Source organism: Pseudomonas putida W15Oct28, from assembly GCF_000708715.2.
GTDB lineage: Bacteria > Pseudomonadota > Gammaproteobacteria > Pseudomonadales > Pseudomonadaceae > Aquipseudomonas > Aquipseudomonas putida_R.
Genome location: NZ_JENB01000077.1, coordinates 1 through 15,614, shown reverse-complemented (window position 1 = coordinate 15,614; position 15,614 = coordinate 1). Strand labels below are relative to the sequence as shown.

Genomic DNA, 15,614 nt, shown 5'->3' with positions numbered 1-15,614 from the left:
GCCCCGGCCCCCGAGCCTGCACCCGCTCCAGAGGTTGCCCCGACCCTTCAGCCTGCCCCGGCCCCTGTGGGAGCGGGCGTGCCCGCGAATGCGCAGCCTGCCGCCCCGCGGGTCGAATCCCCTGCACCAGTAGCAGTAGCAGCCGCTCAAGTCGTCGAACCCCCGGTCAGCAACCTGGTCCTGCCCGTTGCCGAGGAGCCCGTAGCTCTCGTCCCTGACCTGGAGCCAATGGCCCCGCCAGCGATCCCCGAGCGCCCGGTGGCAGCGCCCGTGCAGCCAGAACCCGAGCCAGCTCCCGCAGCCGCCGCAACCGTTACCGAACAAGCCAAACCCGGCTTCTTCGCCCGCCTCAAGCAGGGCCTGTCGAAAACCAGCGCCAGTATCGGCGAGGGCATGGCCAGCCTGTTCCTCGGCAAGAAGGTCATCGACGACGACCTGCTCGACGAAATCGAGACGCGTCTGCTGACCGCCGACGTCGGTGTGGAAGCCACCTCGGCGATCGTCCAGAACCTGACCCAAAAGGTCGCACGCAAGCAGCTGGCCGACGCCGACGCGCTTTACAAGTCGCTGCAGGAAGAACTGGCCGCGCTGCTGCGCCCGGTCGAGCAGCCGCTGAAAGTGCAGTCGCAGAGCAAACCCTATGTGATTCTGGTGGTTGGCGTGAACGGCGCCGGCAAGACCACCACCATCGGCAAGCTGGCCAAGAAACTGCAGTTGGAAGGCAAGAAAGTCATGCTGGCTGCCGGTGACACCTTCCGTGCCGCCGCGGTCGAGCAGCTGCAGGTGTGGGGCGAGCGTAACCAGATTCCGGTGATTGCCCAGCACACCGGTGCCGACTCTGCGTCGGTGATCTTCGACGCCGTGCAGGCCGCCAAGGCCCGTGGCGCCGACGTGCTGATCGCCGACACTGCCGGCCGCCTGCACACCAAAGACAACTTGATGGAAGAGCTGAAGAAGGTCCGTCGGGTCATCGGCAAGCTCGACGCCGATGCGCCACACGAGGTGCTGCTGGTACTCGATGCCGGCACCGGCCAGAACGCCATCAGCCAGGCCAAGTACTTCAACCAGAGCGTCGAACTGACCGGCCTGGCCCTGACCAAGCTGGACGGCACCGCCAAGGGCGGGGTGATCTTCGCCCTGGCCAAGCAGTTCAACATCCCGATCCGCTTCATCGGTGTGGGTGAAGGCATCGACGACCTGCGTACCTTCGAAGCCGAGCCGTTCGTCAAGGCTCTCTTCGCCGAGCGAGACTGACCATGATCCGATTCGAACAGGTTGCCAAGCGCTATCCCAATGGTCATGTGGGTTTGCATGAGCTGAGTTTCCGGGCGCGCCGGGGCGAATTCCTGTTCGTCACCGGCCATTCGGGCGCCGGCAAGAGCACCTTGCTGCGCCTGTTGCTGGCCATGGAACGCCCGACCAGCGGCAAGCTCATGTTGGCCGGGCAGGACCTGGGCCAGATCAGCAATGCGCAGATCCCGTTCCTGCGTCGGCAGATCGGCGTGGTGTTCCAGAACCACCAGCTGTTGTTCGACCGCACCGTGTTCAACAACATCGCCTTGCCACTGCAGATTCTCGGCTTGTCCAAGGCCGAGATCGCCAAACGTGTGGATTCGGCCCTGGAGCGTGTATCGCTGTCCGACAAAGGTGAACTGTTCCCGGCCGACCTGTCCACCGGGCAGCAGCAGCGGGTGGGTATCGCCCGCGCCATCGTGCACCAGCCGGCCCTGCTGCTGGCCGACGAACCCACCGGTAACCTCGACCCGCGCCTGGCAGCAGAGATCATGGGCGTGTTCGAGGACATCAACCGCCTGGGCACCACGGTATTGATCGCCAGCCACGACCTGGCACTGATTGCGCGCATGCGCCACCGCATGCTGACCTTGCAGCGCGGTCGCTTGATCGGCGATGGGGAGGCCGGGCAATGAGCACTTTACGTACGCCGAAGGTTTCCGAGCGGGTTGCGCCAAAGCCGGCCGACCCGCAACCGGAGAAGAAAAAGCGCGGCGAGGACGATGACGGCCCGGATTTCCGCACACTGCTGCATGCCTGGCTGGAAAGCCACCGTGCCAGCATGGCCGACAGCCTGCGTCGCCTGGGCAAACAGCCGATCGGCAGCTTTTTCACCTGCCTGGTGATGGCGGTGGCGCTGAGCATGCCCATGGGCCTGTCGTTGCTGCTGAAGAACGTCGAGCAGCTTGGCGGCTCGTGGCAGCGCGCTGCGCAGATTTCGCTGTACCTCAAGCTTGATGCCGGCAGCCGCGATGGCGAGGCACTGCGCGACGAGATCAAGGGCATGCCTGGGGTGGCCGACGCGCAATTTGTCAGCCGCGAACAGGCGCTGGAAGAATTCCAGCAGCAGTCCGGGCTGGGCGAGGCGCTGCGCGAACTGCCCGACAACCCGCTGCCTGGCGTGGTGGTGGTGACCCCGACCGAGGTCGACAAGCCGGCCCTGGATGCCTTGCGTCAGCGCCTGTCGGAGCTGCCGCGGGTGGAAGTGGCGCAGCTGGACCTGGTATGGGTCGAGCGCCTGGCGGCCATCCTCAAACTGGGTGACCGCTTTGTCTTCGGCCTGGCGGTGATGCTGATTTCCGCCCTGCTGTTAGTAATCGGTAACACAATTCGTCTACACATTGAAAACCGCCGCATCGAGATCGAAGTGATCAAGCTGGTAGGCGGCACTGACGCCTACGTGCGCCGGCCTTTCCTGTACATGGGCGCCCTGTATGGCCTGGGTGCGGGCCTGCTGGCGTGGGGTATCCTGGCGTTTGGCCTGAACTGGCTCAACGACGCGGTTGTAGGGCTTTCCGGGCTGTACGGCAGTGACTTCGCCCTGGGCGGGGTGCCGGCGTCCGATGGTCTGTCGCTCTTGATCGGAGCGGTGCTGTTGGGGTATATCGGTGCATGGATTGCCGTCGCTCGTCATCTGAACGAGCTGGCGCCGCGATAGTTTTTACGTGCCAGCATTGACATTTTCTTCACTACGGAACTTGTACCGTCGTTCCAGGTCAATGTTGGCAGCGCCCACAAGGCGCGAGTTTGGTAAGTCGGAGGTTCTTGAATGACCACATCGTTGCAACCTGCCTATGCCCTGGTACCCGGTGCAAACCTGGAAGCCTATGTGCACACGGTCAACAGCATCCCGCTGCTGACGGTCGAGCAGGAGCGTGATCTGGGCGAGCGTCTCTATTATGAGCAGGATGTCGAGGCCGCTCGTCAAATGGTGATGGCCCACCTGCGTTTCGTCGTACATATCGCCCGTAGCTATGCAGGCTACGGGCTGGCCCAGGCTGACCTGATCCAGGAAGGCAACGTCGGCTTGATGAAAGCCGTCAAGCGCTTCAACCCGGAAATGGGCGTGCGCCTGGTGTCGTTCGCCGTGCACTGGATCAAGGCAGAGATCCACGAGTTCATCCTGCGCAACTGGCGCATCGTCAAGGTGGCCACCACCAAGGCCCAGCGCAAGCTGTTCTTCAACCTGCGTAGCCAGAAGAAGCGCTTGGCGTGGTTGAACAACGACGAAGTGCATCGCGTGGCAGAAAGCCTTGGCGTCGAGCCGCGAGAAGTGCGTGAGATGGAAAGCCGCCTGAGTGGCCAGGACATGGCCTTCGACCCGGCAGCGGAAGCTGACGACGACAGCGCCTTCCAGTCGCCTGCGCATTATCTGGAAGACCACCGTTACGACCCGGCGGTGCAGTTGGAGGATGCCGACTGGAGCGATAACTCCACCAGCAACCTGCACGAAGCACTGCAAGGGCTGGACGAGCGTAGCCGCGATATCCTCTATCAGCGCTGGTTGGCGGAAGAGAAGGCCACGCTGCATGAGCTGGCTGACAAGTACAGCGTATCGGCTGAGCGGATTCGCCAGCTGGAGAAAAATGCGATGAACAAGGTCAAGGCACTGATCGCGATCTGATCGAGCCTGGCTGCATTGAAAAGCCGCTGGCCCTGATGGGGTCAGCGGCTTTTTTATTTGCGTTTGCAGTACCGGCCTCTTCGCGGGTAAACCCGCTCCCACAGGTGCTGTGCAAGCCTCAAGGACCGCGCTGAACCTGTGGGAGCGGGTTTACCCGCGAAGAGGCCGGCACAGTCTTCATAGCTTTCTGGATGAGTCGAGCTGCATCAGGTAGCTGGGCCCGCCCAACTGGCTCATCTGCCGGCGAATCCACCCGGCCCGGCTAGCCACATAGGCACTCGGCCGGCTGGCACTCCACTTGATCGGGCTAGGCAGCACTGCCGCCAGCTGCGCCGCCTGCTGGCGGCTGAGCCGGCTGGCATCAACGCCAAAGTGATAGCGCGCTGCCGCCTGGGCGCCAAATACACCTTTGCCCCATTCGGCACTGTTCAGGTAAACCTCAAGAATCCGCTCCTTGGACCAGAACAGCTCGATCAGGGCCGTGAACCAGGCCTCCAGCCCTTTACGGAACCAGCTGCGCCCGGACCACAGGAACAGGTTCTTGGCCACTTGCTGGGTCAGGGTGCTGGCACCGCGAACATTGCCGCCGCGCTCGTTGTAGGCCAGCGCCGCCTGGATAGCCGGGATGTCGAACCCCCAGTGGCTGGCGAACTTCTGGTCCTCGCCCGCGATGACGGCAACCTTCAGCTCATCGGAGATGTTCTCCCACGGCTCCCAGTCGCGCTGCAGGTCGATCGGCTCGCCACTCACCCAGGACTGCACCTTGCGCTCGACCATCAGGGCCGTGCCGGGTGGTGGCACCCAGCGGAACACCAGTACCAGCACGATGCTGCCGGCAGCGAACCATAGCAGGGCACGGGAAAGGCGACGGAGAAGGGTTGGCAGCATGGCGATGGCTTGGCCGTACGGGTGGAAGGGGCCATTATACAGACCCGATACAAGGAGTCGTCCCATGCTTCGCAGCTTCCTGATGCTTGCCGCCTTTTTCGGCTTTACCGGGGTCGCCCTGGGTGCCTTCGCCGCCCACGGCCTGAAAAACCGTCTGACGGCAGACTACCTGGCGATCTTCCACACGGGCGTGACCTACCAGCTGGTGCATGCCCTGGCGATCTTCGGTGTCGCCGTGCTCTCGGCGCACCTGCCCGGGCGCCTGGTCGGCTGGGCTGGCGGCCTGTTTGCCGTAGGCATCGTGCTGTTCTCCGGCAGCCTGTACCTGTTGACCCTCAGCGGGCTGGGCAAGCTGGGCATCATTACGCCGATTGGCGGCCTGTGCTTCCTGGCCGGCTGGCTGTGCCTGGGCCTGGCAGCCTGGCGGCTGGGCTGACCGGGTGGTCCACAATCGCGACTAATGGCGTGCACCGGCCTTGGGTTGCAGGTGGGTTCGGCGCTAGAATGCGGGCCCCAAAGAACAATGGTGGCCGTGCGCATGCGCATTCAACTGAACGGTGAACCTTACGAACTGCCTGCTGGCGAAAGCGTTGCAGCCCTGCTGACGCGCCTGGAACTGACCGGGCGCCGTGTGGCAGTGGAACTGAACCTGGATATCGTGCCGCGTAGCCAGCACGACAGCACGCTGCTGAACGACGGCGACCAGGTCGAAGTGGTCCACGCCATCGGTGGCGGCTGACAGCAGCCCGGCGGTTCACAAGCAAGCCCAGCAACCTTTTCCCGAGGAACAACGATGAGCAACGTTCGTAGCGACAAGCCCTTCACCCTGGCCGGGCGTACTTTCCAGTCGCGCCTGCTGGTCGGCACCGGCAAGTACCGTGACATGGAAGAAACCCGCCTGGCCACCGAGGCCTCGGGTGCCGAAATCGTCACCGTCGCCGTGCGCCGCACCAACCTTGGCCAGAATGCGGGCGAGCCGAACCTGCTCGACGTCCTGTCGCCCGACAAGTACACCATCCTGCCGAACACCGCAGGCTGCTTTGACGCAGTGGAAGCGGTACGCACCTGCCGTCTGGCCCGCGAACTGCTGGACGGGCGCAAGTCGCACGAATCCCGCACGCTGGTGAAGCTGGAAGTGCTGGCCGATCAGAAAACCCTGTTCCCCAACGTGATCGAAACCCTCAAGGCCGCCGAAGTGCTGGTCAAGGAAGGTTTCGACGTGATGGTGTACACCAGCGACGACCCGATCATCGCCCGTCAGCTGGCCGAAGTCGGCTGCATCGCGGTGATGCCGCTGGCTGGCCTGATTGGCACCGGCCTGGGTATCTGCAACCCCTACAACCTGCAGATCATTCTGGAAGAATCCAAGGTGCCGGTGCTGGTCGATGCCGGCGTGGGTACTGCTTCCGACGCCACCATCGCCATGGAAATGGGCTGCGAGGCAGTGCTGATGAACTCGGCCATCGCCCACGCCCAGCAGCCGGTGCTGATGGCCGAAGCCATGAAGCACGCCATCGTCGCCGGTCGCATGGCCTACCTGGCCGGCCGTATGCCGAAGAAACTCTATGCCAGCGCCTCTTCGCCGCTGGATGGTCTGATCAAGTAAGAGCTCCTGATGACTGAATCGCACGATACGCCGATCACCCCCGACGGCGAAGCCCGCCCACACCGCCGCATCAAGAGCTTCGTGATGCGCGCCGGGCGCATGACCGAAGGCCAGCAACGCGGCCTGGACCAGGGCGGCCCGCTGTACATCCTGCCGCTGGCCGACAGCCCGGTGGACTACGACCAGGTGTTCGGCCGTTCGGCGCCGCGCACCCTGGAGATCGGCTTCGGCATGGGCCATTCCCTGCTGGAAATGGCGGCGGCCGCGCCTGAACAGGACTTCATCGGTGTGGAAGTACACCGCCCAGGTGTCGGCGCGCTGCTCAACGGCGTACTGACCCAGGGCCTGAAGAACCTGCGGGTGTACGACTGCGATGCCATCGAAGTGCTGAACCGCTGCGTGGCGGACAACAGCCTCGACCGCCTGATGCTGTTCTTCCCGGACCCTTGGCACAAGGCGCGTCACCACAAGCGCCGCATCGTCCAGCTGGAGTTTGCCGAGCTGGTACGGCGCAAGCTCAAGCCCGGTGGCGTGTTCCACATGGCCACCGACTGGGAGCCGTATGCCGAGTACATGCTGGAAGTGATGAGCGCCGCCCCGGGCTATCGCAACCGTGCGGCCGACGGCACCTACGTGCCACGCCCGGAAGAGCGCCCGATCACCAAGTTCGAACGCCGCGGCGAGCGGCTGGGGCATGGGGTGTGGGACTTGAAGTTCGAGAAGGTGGATTGATCGGCTGATCTGGCCTTTCGATACGCTGGTTCTTGCAGATATGCAGGCGAAAAAAAACCGCTCTGAGAAGAGCGGTTTTTTTGTGAGCAACAGGACTGAGTATCCTTCGCTCTGAGACTTCACTGAAAACCCTCACCTGGTAGAACGATCATAGGTAGCCCGCGAAAGCGCGTCAATGCATGGAAACATGCGGCATCATGTGTGTCGGAGCTGTTAACAGCTTTGGGAGTCTGCTCCACGTATCATCGCGTGGCTCCCTTGTGGATGGATTCAGTGATGGGCCGGGTAGGAGAAGAATTCTGCTTTCCGGCCCCTTCGACACGGCTTGAGAACCGTGCCGGCAAATGTTTATCGAAGGGCCATTGACCTGGCCACTTCACTGAAAACCTTCACCTGGTTTTCGAAGGCATCGAAGTGCCGGTTAGATGCTGGAAGATTGGCCCGCCAACACGGAGGCCAAGGCATATCTGTGGGAGCGGGCGTGCCCGCGAAGCAGGCGACGCGGTAGATGGCACCGGCTTTGCCGGTGTTCGCGGGCATGCCCGCTCCCACAAAAATCACGCAATCTTTTAGATGTTGAGCAAGACAGTTGCTCCCACATAGGCCCTGCCCAAGTGGAATCAACCCCTGCGATCAGCCACCACACCAATCAACACCAGCACCACCAGCAACACCGGTGCCAGTGCATAGTTGTTGAACTGCGCCAGCCCCTTCACCACCCACGGCGTGGCGTAGATCAGCGCCGCACCGCTGCCGATCATCACCATCAGGGCCATGAACGGCACCCGCAGTGCACCCACCAGGCCACCGAGGCGTTGTTCGGCCCAGGCTTTGACATCGCTGCCGAACAGCACCAGCAGGCAGCCTACCAAGGCCAGTGAAATCTCCGACAGGTTGCCGCGGCTCCAGCGGGAAACCGTCGCGAGCAGATCAAGTACCAGATCCATGGGTCATCCTTAGGTCAAGAAATACTGCAGCAGGTCATTGAGGAACAACTGGCCCCTTGGCGTGGCTACCAGTCGATCCGGTTCGACCTGTAAAAGGCCCTTTTGTTCGGCGGCGCGGCGTGCCTCGCGCAGCTGTGCCAGCGGCAAGCCGGTGCGCTGGGTGAACAGTTCGGCTTCCACGCCATCGGTCAGGCGCAGGGCGTTCATCAGGAATTCGAACGGCAGTTCGTCGACCGGCAGCAGCTTCTCGCCGGCCTTGAACGGCTTGGCCAGGTTCAGGTAGTCCTTGGGCAGGCGGGTTTTCCAGGTGCGCAGGATGCGCCCGTCGGCGAAGGTCAGCTTGCCGTGGGCACCGGCACCAATGCCGATGAAGTCGCCAAAGCGCCAGTAGTTGAGGTTGTGCCGCGCGGCGCGCTCCGCCTGGGCATAGGCCGAGACCTCGTACTGGCGGAACCCGTGCTCGGCCATCAGTGCCTGGCCGGCCTCCTGGATGTCCCAGAGGATGTCGTCCTCGGGCAGCTCTGGCGGCTGGTTCCAGAACACCGTGTTGGGTTCCACGGTCAGTTGGTACCACGACAGGTGCGTCGGCCCCAGGTCGATGGCCTGGCGCAGGTCGCCCAGCGCGTCATCCAGCGACTGGTCGGGCAGGCCGTGCATCAGGTCCATGTTGAAGTTGTCGAAGCCGGCGGCACGCGCCATGCCGGCAGCACGGACCGCTTCGTCGCCATTGTGGATGCGCCCCAACGCCTCCAGCTTGGCTGGCTGGAAGCTCTGTACGCCGATGGACAGGCGGTTGATGCCGGTTTGCCGGTAGGCCTTGAACTTGTCCTGCTCGAAGGTACCCGGGTTGGCCTCCAGGGTGATTTCGATGTCTGGCGCGAACGGGATGCGTTGTTCCACGCCGCGCAGCAGCCGGCCCAGGGCGTTGGCACTGAACAGGCTGGGCGTACCGCCACCAAAGAAGATCGAACTGATCGGGCGACCCTGTACGGCGGCCAGCTCCTGGTCGAGGTCGTCCAGCAGGGCCGTGACGTAGGCGTCTTCCGGCAGTTCAGGCCCGGCAGCGTGGGAGTTGAAGTCGCAGTAAGGGCATTTGCGTACGCACCACGGGATGTGGATGTACAGCGCCAGCGGCGGCAGGCTGGTAAAGGCCGCCGCGCCGGGGGAGGACAGCATTTCGATCATGTCAGGCCCAGACGTTGGCGCAGCAGGGCCATGGCACGGGCGCGGTGGCTGAGCTGGTTCTTGTCTGTCGGGGCCAGGTCGGCGCTGGAGCAGTTGCGCTCCGGTACCCAGAACAGCGGGTCATAGCCAAAGCCGTGGTCGCCGCTGGCCTCGAACAGGATGCTGCCGTGCCACAGGCCTTCGCACAGGATCGGCAACGGGTCGTCGGCATGGCGCACCAGCGCCAGGACGCAGACGAACTGCGCGCCGCGCTCCGCCTCGGGCACGCCTTTCAGGGCCTCGAGCAGCTTGGCGTTGTTCGCCGCGTCACCCTTGCCGTCGGCATAGCGCGCCGAGTAGATGCCCGGCGCACCACCGAGAAAGTCCACGGCCAGGCCAGAATCGTCGGCCAAGGCCGGCAGGCCGGAAATACGCGCGGCGTTGCGTGCCTTGAGGATGGCGTTCTCGACGAACGACAGGCCGGTTTCTTCCGGCTCGACCTGGCTGAACTCGCCAATCGAGCGCAGCTGCACGGACTGGCCGAGCATGGCCTGGAGTTCCTTGAGTTTGCCGGCGTTATGGCTGGCCAATACGAGTTGCTGGAAATTCATCATTCGCCTGGGAAAACTTCCTGGTTGAAGCTGAGGGAGTTGCTGATGCCGCCGGTTTCGATGTTCAGGTCGAAGGTGACGGTTTCTGGCTGGTCGATCTTGAACTGGGCGATGTAGTACACCGCGCCCTGTTCGGTTATCTGCTTGAACGACAGCGGGCTGCTGCGCCCGGTCAGGTCCTTGACCGTGCCGCTGACCACCGCCATGGCAGGCTTGTCGGCCTTGAGCACGGCAACGTTGAGCACGCCCTGGTTCTTGCTGCGCACAAGCCCGGTGGCCGCGGCCACCTCAGGTGTGAGCATGCTCGAAGTGAATGCGCTGTAATGCACCGTCACGTCGCCAAACACTTCCTTGCGCTCGGGCCGGGCGGCATCGGCAGCCAGTACCGGCAATGCCAGGCACAGGCTGATCAGGAACAGGGCTAGGCGACGCATGGGGCAATTCCTCCGGTGGGCGTCAGACAGCGAGCTGGTGCTCTTGCAGGCCCGGGCTGCTGACGCGATAGATGCCGATCTCACCTAGAAGATTAGGCCATAGCCGGCCACCCCACCCGTTGCGGTGCAAGTGGTCGACGGCCAGGCGGTCGAGTACCTTGGCCCTGCGTTCGTGCACCAGCTCTTCGAAGTCGGCGAAGGTGCAGAAGTGGATGTTCGGCGTGTTGTACCAGGTATACGGCATGAAGTCCGATACCGGCATGCGGCCTTTGGTCGCCAGGTACCAGCGGCAGCGCCAGTGGCCGAAGTTGGGGAAGGTGATGATGCACTGGCGGCCCACGCGCAGCATTTCGTCGAGGATGCGGTCGGGGTACTCCACGGCCTGCAGGGCCTGGGTCATGATCACTACGTCGAAGCTGTTGCTGGCGAAGTTGCCCAGGCCCTTGTCCAGGTCCTGCTCGATGACGTTGACGCCCTTGGCCACGCAGGCGGCGATGTTGTCGGCGTCGATCTCCAGGCCATAGCCGGTGACCTGCTTGCGGTCACGCAGCGAGGCCAGCAGTTCGCCGCTGCCGCAGCCCAGGTCGAGTACCCGGCTACCGGCGGGGATCCAGTCGTGGATGATTTCCAGATCGGCTCTCATGCTGTCCTCAGATGGCAATGCGGTTCATGTAGTTCGAGAAACCCTGCATGTAGCGAGGTGTGGGGATCAGGAAGGCATCGTGCCCGTAAGGCGATTCGATCTCCAGGTAGCAGACGTTCTTGCGCGCAGCCATCAGCGCGTCGACGATCTCGCGCGAACGGGCCGGCGAGAAGCGCCAGTCGGTGGTGAACGACATGATGCAGTATTGCGCCTTGACGTGGGCCAGGGTGGCGGCCAGGTCGCCGCCCTGGGCTGCGGCCGGGTCGAAGTAGTCCAGCGCCTTGGTCATCAGCAGGTAGGTGTTGGCGTCGAAACGGCCAGAAAACTCCTCGCCCTGGTAGCGCAGGTAGCTTTCGACCTGGAACTCGACGCTGTGGAAGTCGTAGTTGAGCTTGTCGCTTTTCAGCTCACGGCCGAATTTTTCACCCATCGAGTCGTCGGACAGGTAGGTGATATGGCCGACCATGCGCGCCAGCATCAGGCCGCGCTTGGGAATAACGCCCTGGTCCTGGAACGAACCGCCGTGGAATTCGGGGTCGGTGAGGATGGCCTGGCGGGCCACCTCGTTGAAGGCGATGTTCTGTGCCGACAGCTTGGGTGCCGAGGCGATGTCGACGCAATGGCGCACACGCTCCGGGTAGCTGATGGTCCATTGCAGTGCCTGCATGCCGCCCAGGCTGCCGCCGACGACAGCGGCCCATTGCTGGATGCCCAGGCGCTCGCCCAGGCGCACCTGGCTGTGCACCCAGTCCTCTACGGTCAGTACCGGAAAGTCGGCGCCGTACGGCTTGCCGGTGGCCGGGTTGACGCTGCTGGGGCCGGTGCTGCCGTTGCAGCCGCCGAGGTTGTTCAGGCTGACCACGAAGAAACGGTTGGTGTCGATCGGCTTGCCAGGGCCGATGCAGCTGTCCCACCAGCCCGGTTTGCGGTCGGTGGCGGCATGGTAGCCGGCGGCATGGTGGTGGCCGGACAGGGCATGGCAGATCAGCACGGCGTTGCTCGCGCTGGCGTTCAGGGTGCCATAGGTCTCGTAGACCAGCTCGTAACTGGCCAGGGAGCGGCCACAAGCCAGTGCCAGCGGTTCATCGAACCGGGCGGTTTGCGGTACTACCAGACCGACGGAATCTTCGGGAAAGACAGTGGACATCGACCCTGCTCACGCTTGACGGAGGCGTAAGTCTAAAGAGCGCTACCCCCAGCGGCAAGCAAAGGCTTGCCGCTGGTAGCAACCAGGGTCAGATCATGCGCCACAGTTCTTGTGGCATGCCTGCGTAGGCGGCCAGCGGGGGCATGACGAACGACTGGATCACCTGGATCGCCAGGAAGGCGAAGATCGGCGAGATGTCCATGCCGCCCAGGTTGGGCACGAGGCGGCGGAACGGTGCCAGCACCGGCTCGCTGATCTGGTAGGCCAGCTCGGCGGCCGGGTTGTGGCTGTTGGGGGCAACCCAGGACACGATCACCATGACAATCATCGCCACCCAGAAAATCTTCAGGAACAGCGAGGTGATGCCGATGATCGCCCACATCAGCAGGTGCAGGACGTCACCAAAGGTGCCGTAGGTGACCATCAGCACGAAGCCCATCAGCAGGGCCTGGATGATGACCGCCAGCAGCAGGGACGAGGTGTCCAGCCCGCCGATGCTGGGGATGATCCGGCGGATCGGCTTGAGCAGCGGCTGCGTGGCACGCACTGCAAACTGGCACAGCGGGTTATAGAAGTTGGCTTTGACCAGTTGCAGGACAAAACGCAGCAGAACGATCACCAGGTAAAGGCTGACCAGGGTTTGCACCACGAAGATCGCGGCGCCGGACAGTGCATTCATCTAAAGCTCCTTATTTGCCCAGTTGTTCGGCCAGCTCCGCGGAGCGCGTGGCCGCGGCCTGCAGCGCCTGCTCGACGATGGCTTCGAAGCCGCTGGCCTGGAACGATTTGATCGCCGCTTCCGTGGTGCCGGCGGGCGAGGTGACGCGGCGGCGCAGTTCGGCGGCATCGACATCGCTGGCAACCGCCATACGGGCAGCGCCAAGGGCGGTCTGCAAGGTCAGCTGGGAAGCGGTTTCACGTGGCAGGCCGAGTTTTTCGCCTGCTGCGGTCATGGCCTCGATCAGCAGGAAGAAGTACGCAGGGCCGCTGCCGGACACCGCGGTCACGGCGTCCAGTTGTTGTTCCTGCTCCAGCCACAGGGCAGTGCCCACGGCCGACAGCAGTTGTTCGGCCTGCTGGCGCTGCGCGTCGGACACTTCGGCGGTGGCGTACAGGCCGCTTACACCCTGGCGCAGCAGCGCAGGGGTATTGGGCATGCAACGCACCACCGGGCGAGCGCCCACCCAGCTTTGCAGGCTGGCGCAGGTGATGCCGGCGGCGATGGATACGATCAGCTGGCCATCCTGCAGGTTGGGTTGCAGTGCCTGGCACACGGCTTTCATGACCTGCGGCTTGACCGCCAGCACGATGACGTCGGCGCCGTCGATGGCCTGGGCGTTGTCCTCGAACGTTTCGATGCCGTGCTCGGCCTGGATGCGGGTGCGGGTCTCGGCGCCCGGGTCGCTGGCGCGGATCTGCGAGGCGTCCAGGCCCTGGGCACGCAAACCACCGATCAGGCTGGCGGCCATGTTGCCGGCGCCGATAAAGGCAATACGTGTCTTGCTCATGTCAGGTCCTTGTGGGGAAGAGTGAGTAAAGCATGGAGTCAGCTGTGGCCGTAGTCGCGGGCACCGAACAGGGCGGTGCCGATGCGTACCCATGTCGCACCCTGTGCGATAGCTGCTTCCAGGTCGTGGCTCATGCCCATGGACAGGGTGTCCAGGCCAAGGCCCAGGCTTTCCTGCAACTGGCGCAAACGGGCGAAGGCAGCCTCTTGGGCGGCGCGGTCGTCGGTGGGCTCGGGAATTGCCATCAGCCCGCGCAAGCGCAGGTTGGGCAGCCCGGCCACGGCCTTGGCCAAGGCCGGAAGGTCGGCGGGGGCGCAGCCAGACTTGCTGTCTTCGCCACTCACGTTCACTTGCAGGCAGAGGTTCAGTGGCGCCAGGCCGGCAGGGCGCTGCTCGGACAGGCGTTGGGCAATTTTCAGGCGGTCCACGGAATGCACCCAGTCGAAATGCTCGGCGATGGCTTTGGTCTTGTTCGACTGAATGGGGCCGATGAAGTGCCAGATCAAGGGCAGGTCGCTTAGCGCCTGCTGCTTTGTCAGCGCTTCCTGTAGGTAATTTTCCCCGACATCGCGCACGCCAGCGGCGTGGATTTCGCGAATGGCGCTGGCGGGCTTGGTCTTGCTCACGGCCAGCAACTGCACGCTGGCCGGATCACGCCCGGCAGCCTGGGCAGCGCTGGCGATACGGGCGGAAATAGCGGAAAGGTTGTCTGCTAGGGTGGACATGGACGGATGCCGGCGGCTGTAGGGTCTGCGGCATTCTACCTACTTGAAGGCCTTTGGGGAGTCTCATGGATGTGACCGACCTGTTGGCCCGGGCCGTGGATGCGGGGGCTTCGGACCTGCACCTGGCGGCGGGCCAGATCCCGATGCTGCGCCTGGAGGGTGGCTTGCAGCGCATGAATTTGCCGGCTCTGCTGCCGGCAGACCTTGCCGAAGGCATGGCGCCCTTGCTGGCTGAGCAGCAACGGCGGCAGTGGGCCCAGGGCGATGAACTGGACCTGGCGCTGGAGTTGCCCGCGCTTGGCCGCTTTCGGCTGAACCTGTTTCGCCAGCTGAACGGCCCTGGGGCTACCTTCCGGCTGATCCCGGGGCGGATCGCCACGCTGGATGAGCTCGACCTGGGGGATGTGTATCAAGCTGTTGCGCAATGCACGGATGGCCTGATCCTGGTAGGCGGGCCTACCGGCAGTGGTAAGTCCAGCACCCTGGCGACGTTGCTCGACCAGCTGAACCGCGAACGGGCGCTGCACATCATCACCCTCGAAGACCCGGTCGAAGTTATCCACAGCAGCCAGCGCAGCCTGGTCAACCAGCGTGAGATTGGCCGCCATAGCGGCGGCTTCGCCCAGGGGCTGCGCAGCGCGCTGCGCCAAGACCCGGATGTGATCATGATCGGGGAGTTACGCGACCTGGAAACCGTTCGCCTGGCCTTGCGCGCGGCCGAGACCGGGCACCTGGTGCTGGCGACCGTGCATACGCGTTCGGCGGCCAGCAGCATTGACCGGTTGGTGGAGGTGTTTGCTGCCGAAGAAAAGCCGTTGGTGCGAACGATGTTGGCCGAGTCGTTGCGCCTTGTGGTGGCGCAGGTGCTGGTCAGGCGCGTGGGCGGCGGGCGGGTGGCGGCGCGGGAAGTGCTGGTGGCGACGCCGGCGGTGCGTAACCTGGTTCGGGAGGGGCGGATGGCGCAGTTGTGTTCGGTGATGCAGGCGGGTGGTGCGCAAGGGATGCGGACGATGGAGGGGGCGATGCGGGGGTTGAAGGGGAAGGGGTTGATCAGAGATTTGTAGGGCTTGCACCGGCCCTTTCGCGGGCGAGCCCGCTCCCACAGGTACGGCGCAGCCCTGGAAGGCTGTGGGGTCCCTGTAGGAGCGGGCTTGCCCGCGGTACAAACCGGAGACATCGTTTACATTCCAAACCGGGGACATGGTTTACAGGCTAATACGCATGATCAGGAGGTATCTGATCATGCCCTGGAATCAAGAGTCCCCCATGGATCAACGAGTCAGATTGATCGGC

Annotated in this window: 19 protein-coding genes; 9 read left to right on the top strand and 10 right to left on the bottom strand. The window is 63.8% G+C overall.

What is annotated here, in order from left to right:
* From ftsY to rpoH, 4 genes are all read left to right on the top strand, one after another.
* Positions 1–1,254 (top strand): signal recognition particle-docking protein FtsY (ftsY, locus tag AK81_RS27255; protein WP_043204319.1); only part of this gene is annotated, 1,254 nt, incomplete at its 5' end.
* 2 nt (positions 1,255–1,256) lie between these two features.
* A complete protein-coding gene (gene ftsE / locus AK81_RS27250) occupies positions 1,257–1,928 on the top strand; it encodes a cell division ATP-binding protein FtsE (RefSeq protein WP_012274659.1) in 672 nt (223 codons plus the stop codon).
* A complete protein-coding gene (ftsX, locus tag AK81_RS27245) occupies positions 1,925–2,950 on the top strand; it encodes a permease-like cell division protein FtsX (protein ID WP_043204318.1) in 1,026 nt (341 codons plus the stop codon). The genes ftsE and ftsX overlap by 4 nt, the downstream gene beginning before the upstream one ends.
* Positions 2,951–3,061: 111 nt before the next feature.
* Positions 3,062–3,916, top strand: a complete 855-nt coding sequence (gene rpoH / locus AK81_RS27240) for an RNA polymerase sigma factor RpoH (protein ID WP_016502070.1) — start codon at positions 3,062–3,064, stop codon at positions 3,914–3,916.
* A gap of 177 nt (positions 3,917–4,093) precedes the next feature.
* Here the strand turns inward: rpoH and mtgA are convergent, their stop codons facing one another.
* Positions 4,094–4,804 (bottom strand): monofunctional biosynthetic peptidoglycan transglycosylase, encoded by a 711-nt coding sequence (gene mtgA / locus AK81_RS27235; RefSeq protein WP_043204317.1) that lies wholly within the window; start codon positions 4,802–4,804, stop codon positions 4,094–4,096.
* A 64-nt stretch (positions 4,805–4,868) separates the two neighbouring features.
* Between mtgA and AK81_RS27230 the strand changes: the two genes are divergently transcribed.
* From AK81_RS27230 to trmB, 4 genes are all read left to right on the top strand, one after another.
* Positions 4,869–5,240 (top strand): DUF423 domain-containing protein, encoded by a 372-nt coding sequence (locus tag AK81_RS27230; protein ID WP_043204316.1) that lies wholly within the window; start codon positions 4,869–4,871, stop codon positions 5,238–5,240.
* Between the two features lie 102 nt (positions 5,241–5,342).
* Complete coding sequence (gene thiS / locus AK81_RS27225; protein WP_033692437.1) at positions 5,343–5,543, top strand: sulfur carrier protein ThiS; 201 nt, start codon at positions 5,343–5,345, stop codon at positions 5,541–5,543.
* 54 nt (positions 5,544–5,597) lie between these two features.
* Entirely contained in the window at positions 5,598–6,410 is an 813-nt protein-coding gene (locus AK81_RS27220) for a thiazole synthase (RefSeq protein ID WP_003249091.1), read from the top strand.
* A 9-nt stretch (positions 6,411–6,419) separates the two neighbouring features.
* Positions 6,420–7,142, top strand: a complete 723-nt coding sequence (gene trmB / locus AK81_RS27215) for a tRNA (guanosine(46)-N7)-methyltransferase TrmB (protein WP_004575478.1) — start codon at positions 6,420–6,422, stop codon at positions 7,140–7,142.
* A 620-nt stretch (positions 7,143–7,762) separates the two neighbouring features.
* Here the strand turns inward: trmB and AK81_RS27210 are convergent.
* The 9 genes from AK81_RS27210 to AK81_RS27170 form a co-directional block, all read right to left on the bottom strand.
* Positions 7,763–8,089: a DUF3392 family protein gene (locus AK81_RS27210; protein WP_043204315.1), complete on the bottom strand. Its 327-nt coding sequence runs from the start codon at positions 8,087–8,089 to the stop codon at positions 7,763–7,765.
* A 9-nt stretch (positions 8,090–8,098) separates the two neighbouring features.
* Positions 8,099–9,274 (bottom strand): radical SAM family heme chaperone HemW, encoded by a 1,176-nt coding sequence (gene hemW, locus AK81_RS27205; protein WP_043204313.1) that lies wholly within the window; start codon positions 9,272–9,274, stop codon positions 8,099–8,101.
* Positions 9,271–9,867, bottom strand: a complete 597-nt coding sequence (rdgB, locus tag AK81_RS27200) for an RdgB/HAM1 family non-canonical purine NTP pyrophosphatase (RefSeq protein ID WP_043204312.1) — start codon at positions 9,865–9,867, stop codon at positions 9,271–9,273. The genes hemW and rdgB overlap by 4 nt, the downstream gene beginning before the upstream one ends.
* Positions 9,864–10,298 carry a DUF4426 domain-containing protein gene (locus tag AK81_RS27195; protein WP_043204310.1) on the bottom strand — a complete coding sequence of 145 codons (435 nt, stop codon included), beginning with the start codon at positions 10,296–10,298 and terminating at the stop codon, positions 9,864–9,866. Before AK81_RS27195 ends, rdgB begins: the two co-directional genes overlap by 4 nt.
* Positions 10,299–10,320: 22 nt before the next feature.
* A complete protein-coding gene (gene metW, locus AK81_RS27190; protein ID WP_003249106.1) occupies positions 10,321–10,941 on the bottom strand; it encodes a methionine biosynthesis protein MetW in 621 nt (206 codons plus the stop codon).
* Between the two features lie 7 nt (positions 10,942–10,948).
* Positions 10,949–12,088 (bottom strand): homoserine O-succinyltransferase MetX, encoded by a 1,140-nt coding sequence (metX, locus tag AK81_RS27185; RefSeq protein WP_016502059.1) that lies wholly within the window; start codon positions 12,086–12,088, stop codon positions 10,949–10,951.
* 88 nt (positions 12,089–12,176) lie between these two features.
* Positions 12,177–12,767 carry a YggT family protein gene (locus AK81_RS27180; RefSeq protein WP_016502058.1) on the bottom strand — a complete coding sequence of 197 codons (591 nt, stop codon included), beginning with the start codon at positions 12,765–12,767 and terminating at the stop codon, positions 12,177–12,179.
* 10 nt (positions 12,768–12,777) lie between these two features.
* Positions 12,778–13,596 carry a pyrroline-5-carboxylate reductase gene (gene proC / locus AK81_RS27175; protein ID WP_043204308.1) on the bottom strand — a complete coding sequence of 273 codons (819 nt, stop codon included), beginning with the start codon at positions 13,594–13,596 and terminating at the stop codon, positions 12,778–12,780.
* 38 nt (positions 13,597–13,634) lie between these two features.
* Complete coding sequence (locus AK81_RS27170) at positions 13,635–14,321, bottom strand: YggS family pyridoxal phosphate-dependent enzyme (RefSeq protein ID WP_043204306.1); 687 nt, start codon at positions 14,319–14,321, stop codon at positions 13,635–13,637.
* A 65-nt stretch (positions 14,322–14,386) separates the two neighbouring features.
* Here AK81_RS27170 and AK81_RS27165 point away from each other — a divergent pair, with 65 nt between their 5' ends.
* Complete coding sequence (locus AK81_RS27165; RefSeq protein ID WP_043204304.1) at positions 14,387–15,385, top strand: type IV pilus twitching motility protein PilT; 999 nt, start codon at positions 14,387–14,389, stop codon at positions 15,383–15,385.
* Positions 15,386–15,614 lie beyond the last annotated feature (229 nt).

Excerpts from the sequence above, each read along its gene's own strand:
- AK81_RS27165 (WP_043204304.1), top strand. The coding sequence starts at position 14,387 with ATGGATGTGACCGACCTGTTGGCCCGGGCCGTGGATGCGGGGGCTTCG.
- hemW (WP_043204313.1), bottom strand. The coding sequence starts at position 9,274 with ATGATCGAAATGCTGTCCTCCCCCGGCGCGGCGGCCTTTACCAGCCTG.
- metX (WP_016502059.1), bottom strand. The coding sequence starts at position 12,088 with ATGTCCACTGTCTTTCCCGAAGATTCCGTCGGTCTGGTAGTACCGCAA.
- AK81_RS27180 (WP_016502058.1), bottom strand. The coding sequence starts at position 12,767 with ATGAATGCACTGTCCGGCGCCGCGATCTTCGTGGTGCAAACCCTGGTC.
- AK81_RS27220 (WP_003249091.1), top strand. The coding sequence starts at position 5,598 with ATGAGCAACGTTCGTAGCGACAAGCCCTTCACCCTGGCCGGGCGTACT.
- rpoH (WP_016502070.1), top strand. The coding sequence starts at position 3,062 with ATGACCACATCGTTGCAACCTGCCTATGCCCTGGTACCCGGTGCAAAC.
- ftsX (WP_043204318.1), top strand. The coding sequence starts at position 1,925 with ATGAGCACTTTACGTACGCCGAAGGTTTCCGAGCGGGTTGCGCCAAAG.
- thiS (WP_033692437.1), top strand. The coding sequence starts at position 5,343 with ATGCGCATTCAACTGAACGGTGAACCTTACGAACTGCCTGCTGGCGAA.
- trmB (WP_004575478.1), top strand. The coding sequence starts at position 6,420 with ATGACTGAATCGCACGATACGCCGATCACCCCCGACGGCGAAGCCCGC.
- AK81_RS27170 (WP_043204306.1), bottom strand. The coding sequence starts at position 14,321 with ATGTCCACCCTAGCAGACAACCTTTCCGCTATTTCCGCCCGTATCGCC.
- mtgA (WP_043204317.1), bottom strand. The coding sequence starts at position 4,804 with ATGCTGCCAACCCTTCTCCGTCGCCTTTCCCGTGCCCTGCTATGGTTC.
- proC (WP_043204308.1), bottom strand. The coding sequence starts at position 13,596 with ATGAGCAAGACACGTATTGCCTTTATCGGCGCCGGCAACATGGCCGCC.
- metW (WP_003249106.1), bottom strand. The coding sequence starts at position 10,941 with ATGAGAGCCGATCTGGAAATCATCCACGACTGGATCCCCGCCGGTAGC.
- AK81_RS27230 (WP_043204316.1), top strand. The coding sequence starts at position 4,869 with ATGCTTCGCAGCTTCCTGATGCTTGCCGCCTTTTTCGGCTTTACCGGG.
- AK81_RS27195 (WP_043204310.1), bottom strand. The coding sequence starts at position 10,298 with ATGCGTCGCCTAGCCCTGTTCCTGATCAGCCTGTGCCTGGCATTGCCG.
- AK81_RS27210 (WP_043204315.1), bottom strand. The coding sequence starts at position 8,089 with ATGGATCTGGTACTTGATCTGCTCGCGACGGTTTCCCGCTGGAGCCGC.
- rdgB (WP_043204312.1), bottom strand. The coding sequence starts at position 9,867 with ATGATGAATTTCCAGCAACTCGTATTGGCCAGCCATAACGCCGGCAAA.
- ftsE (WP_012274659.1), top strand. The coding sequence starts at position 1,257 with ATGATCCGATTCGAACAGGTTGCCAAGCGCTATCCCAATGGTCATGTG.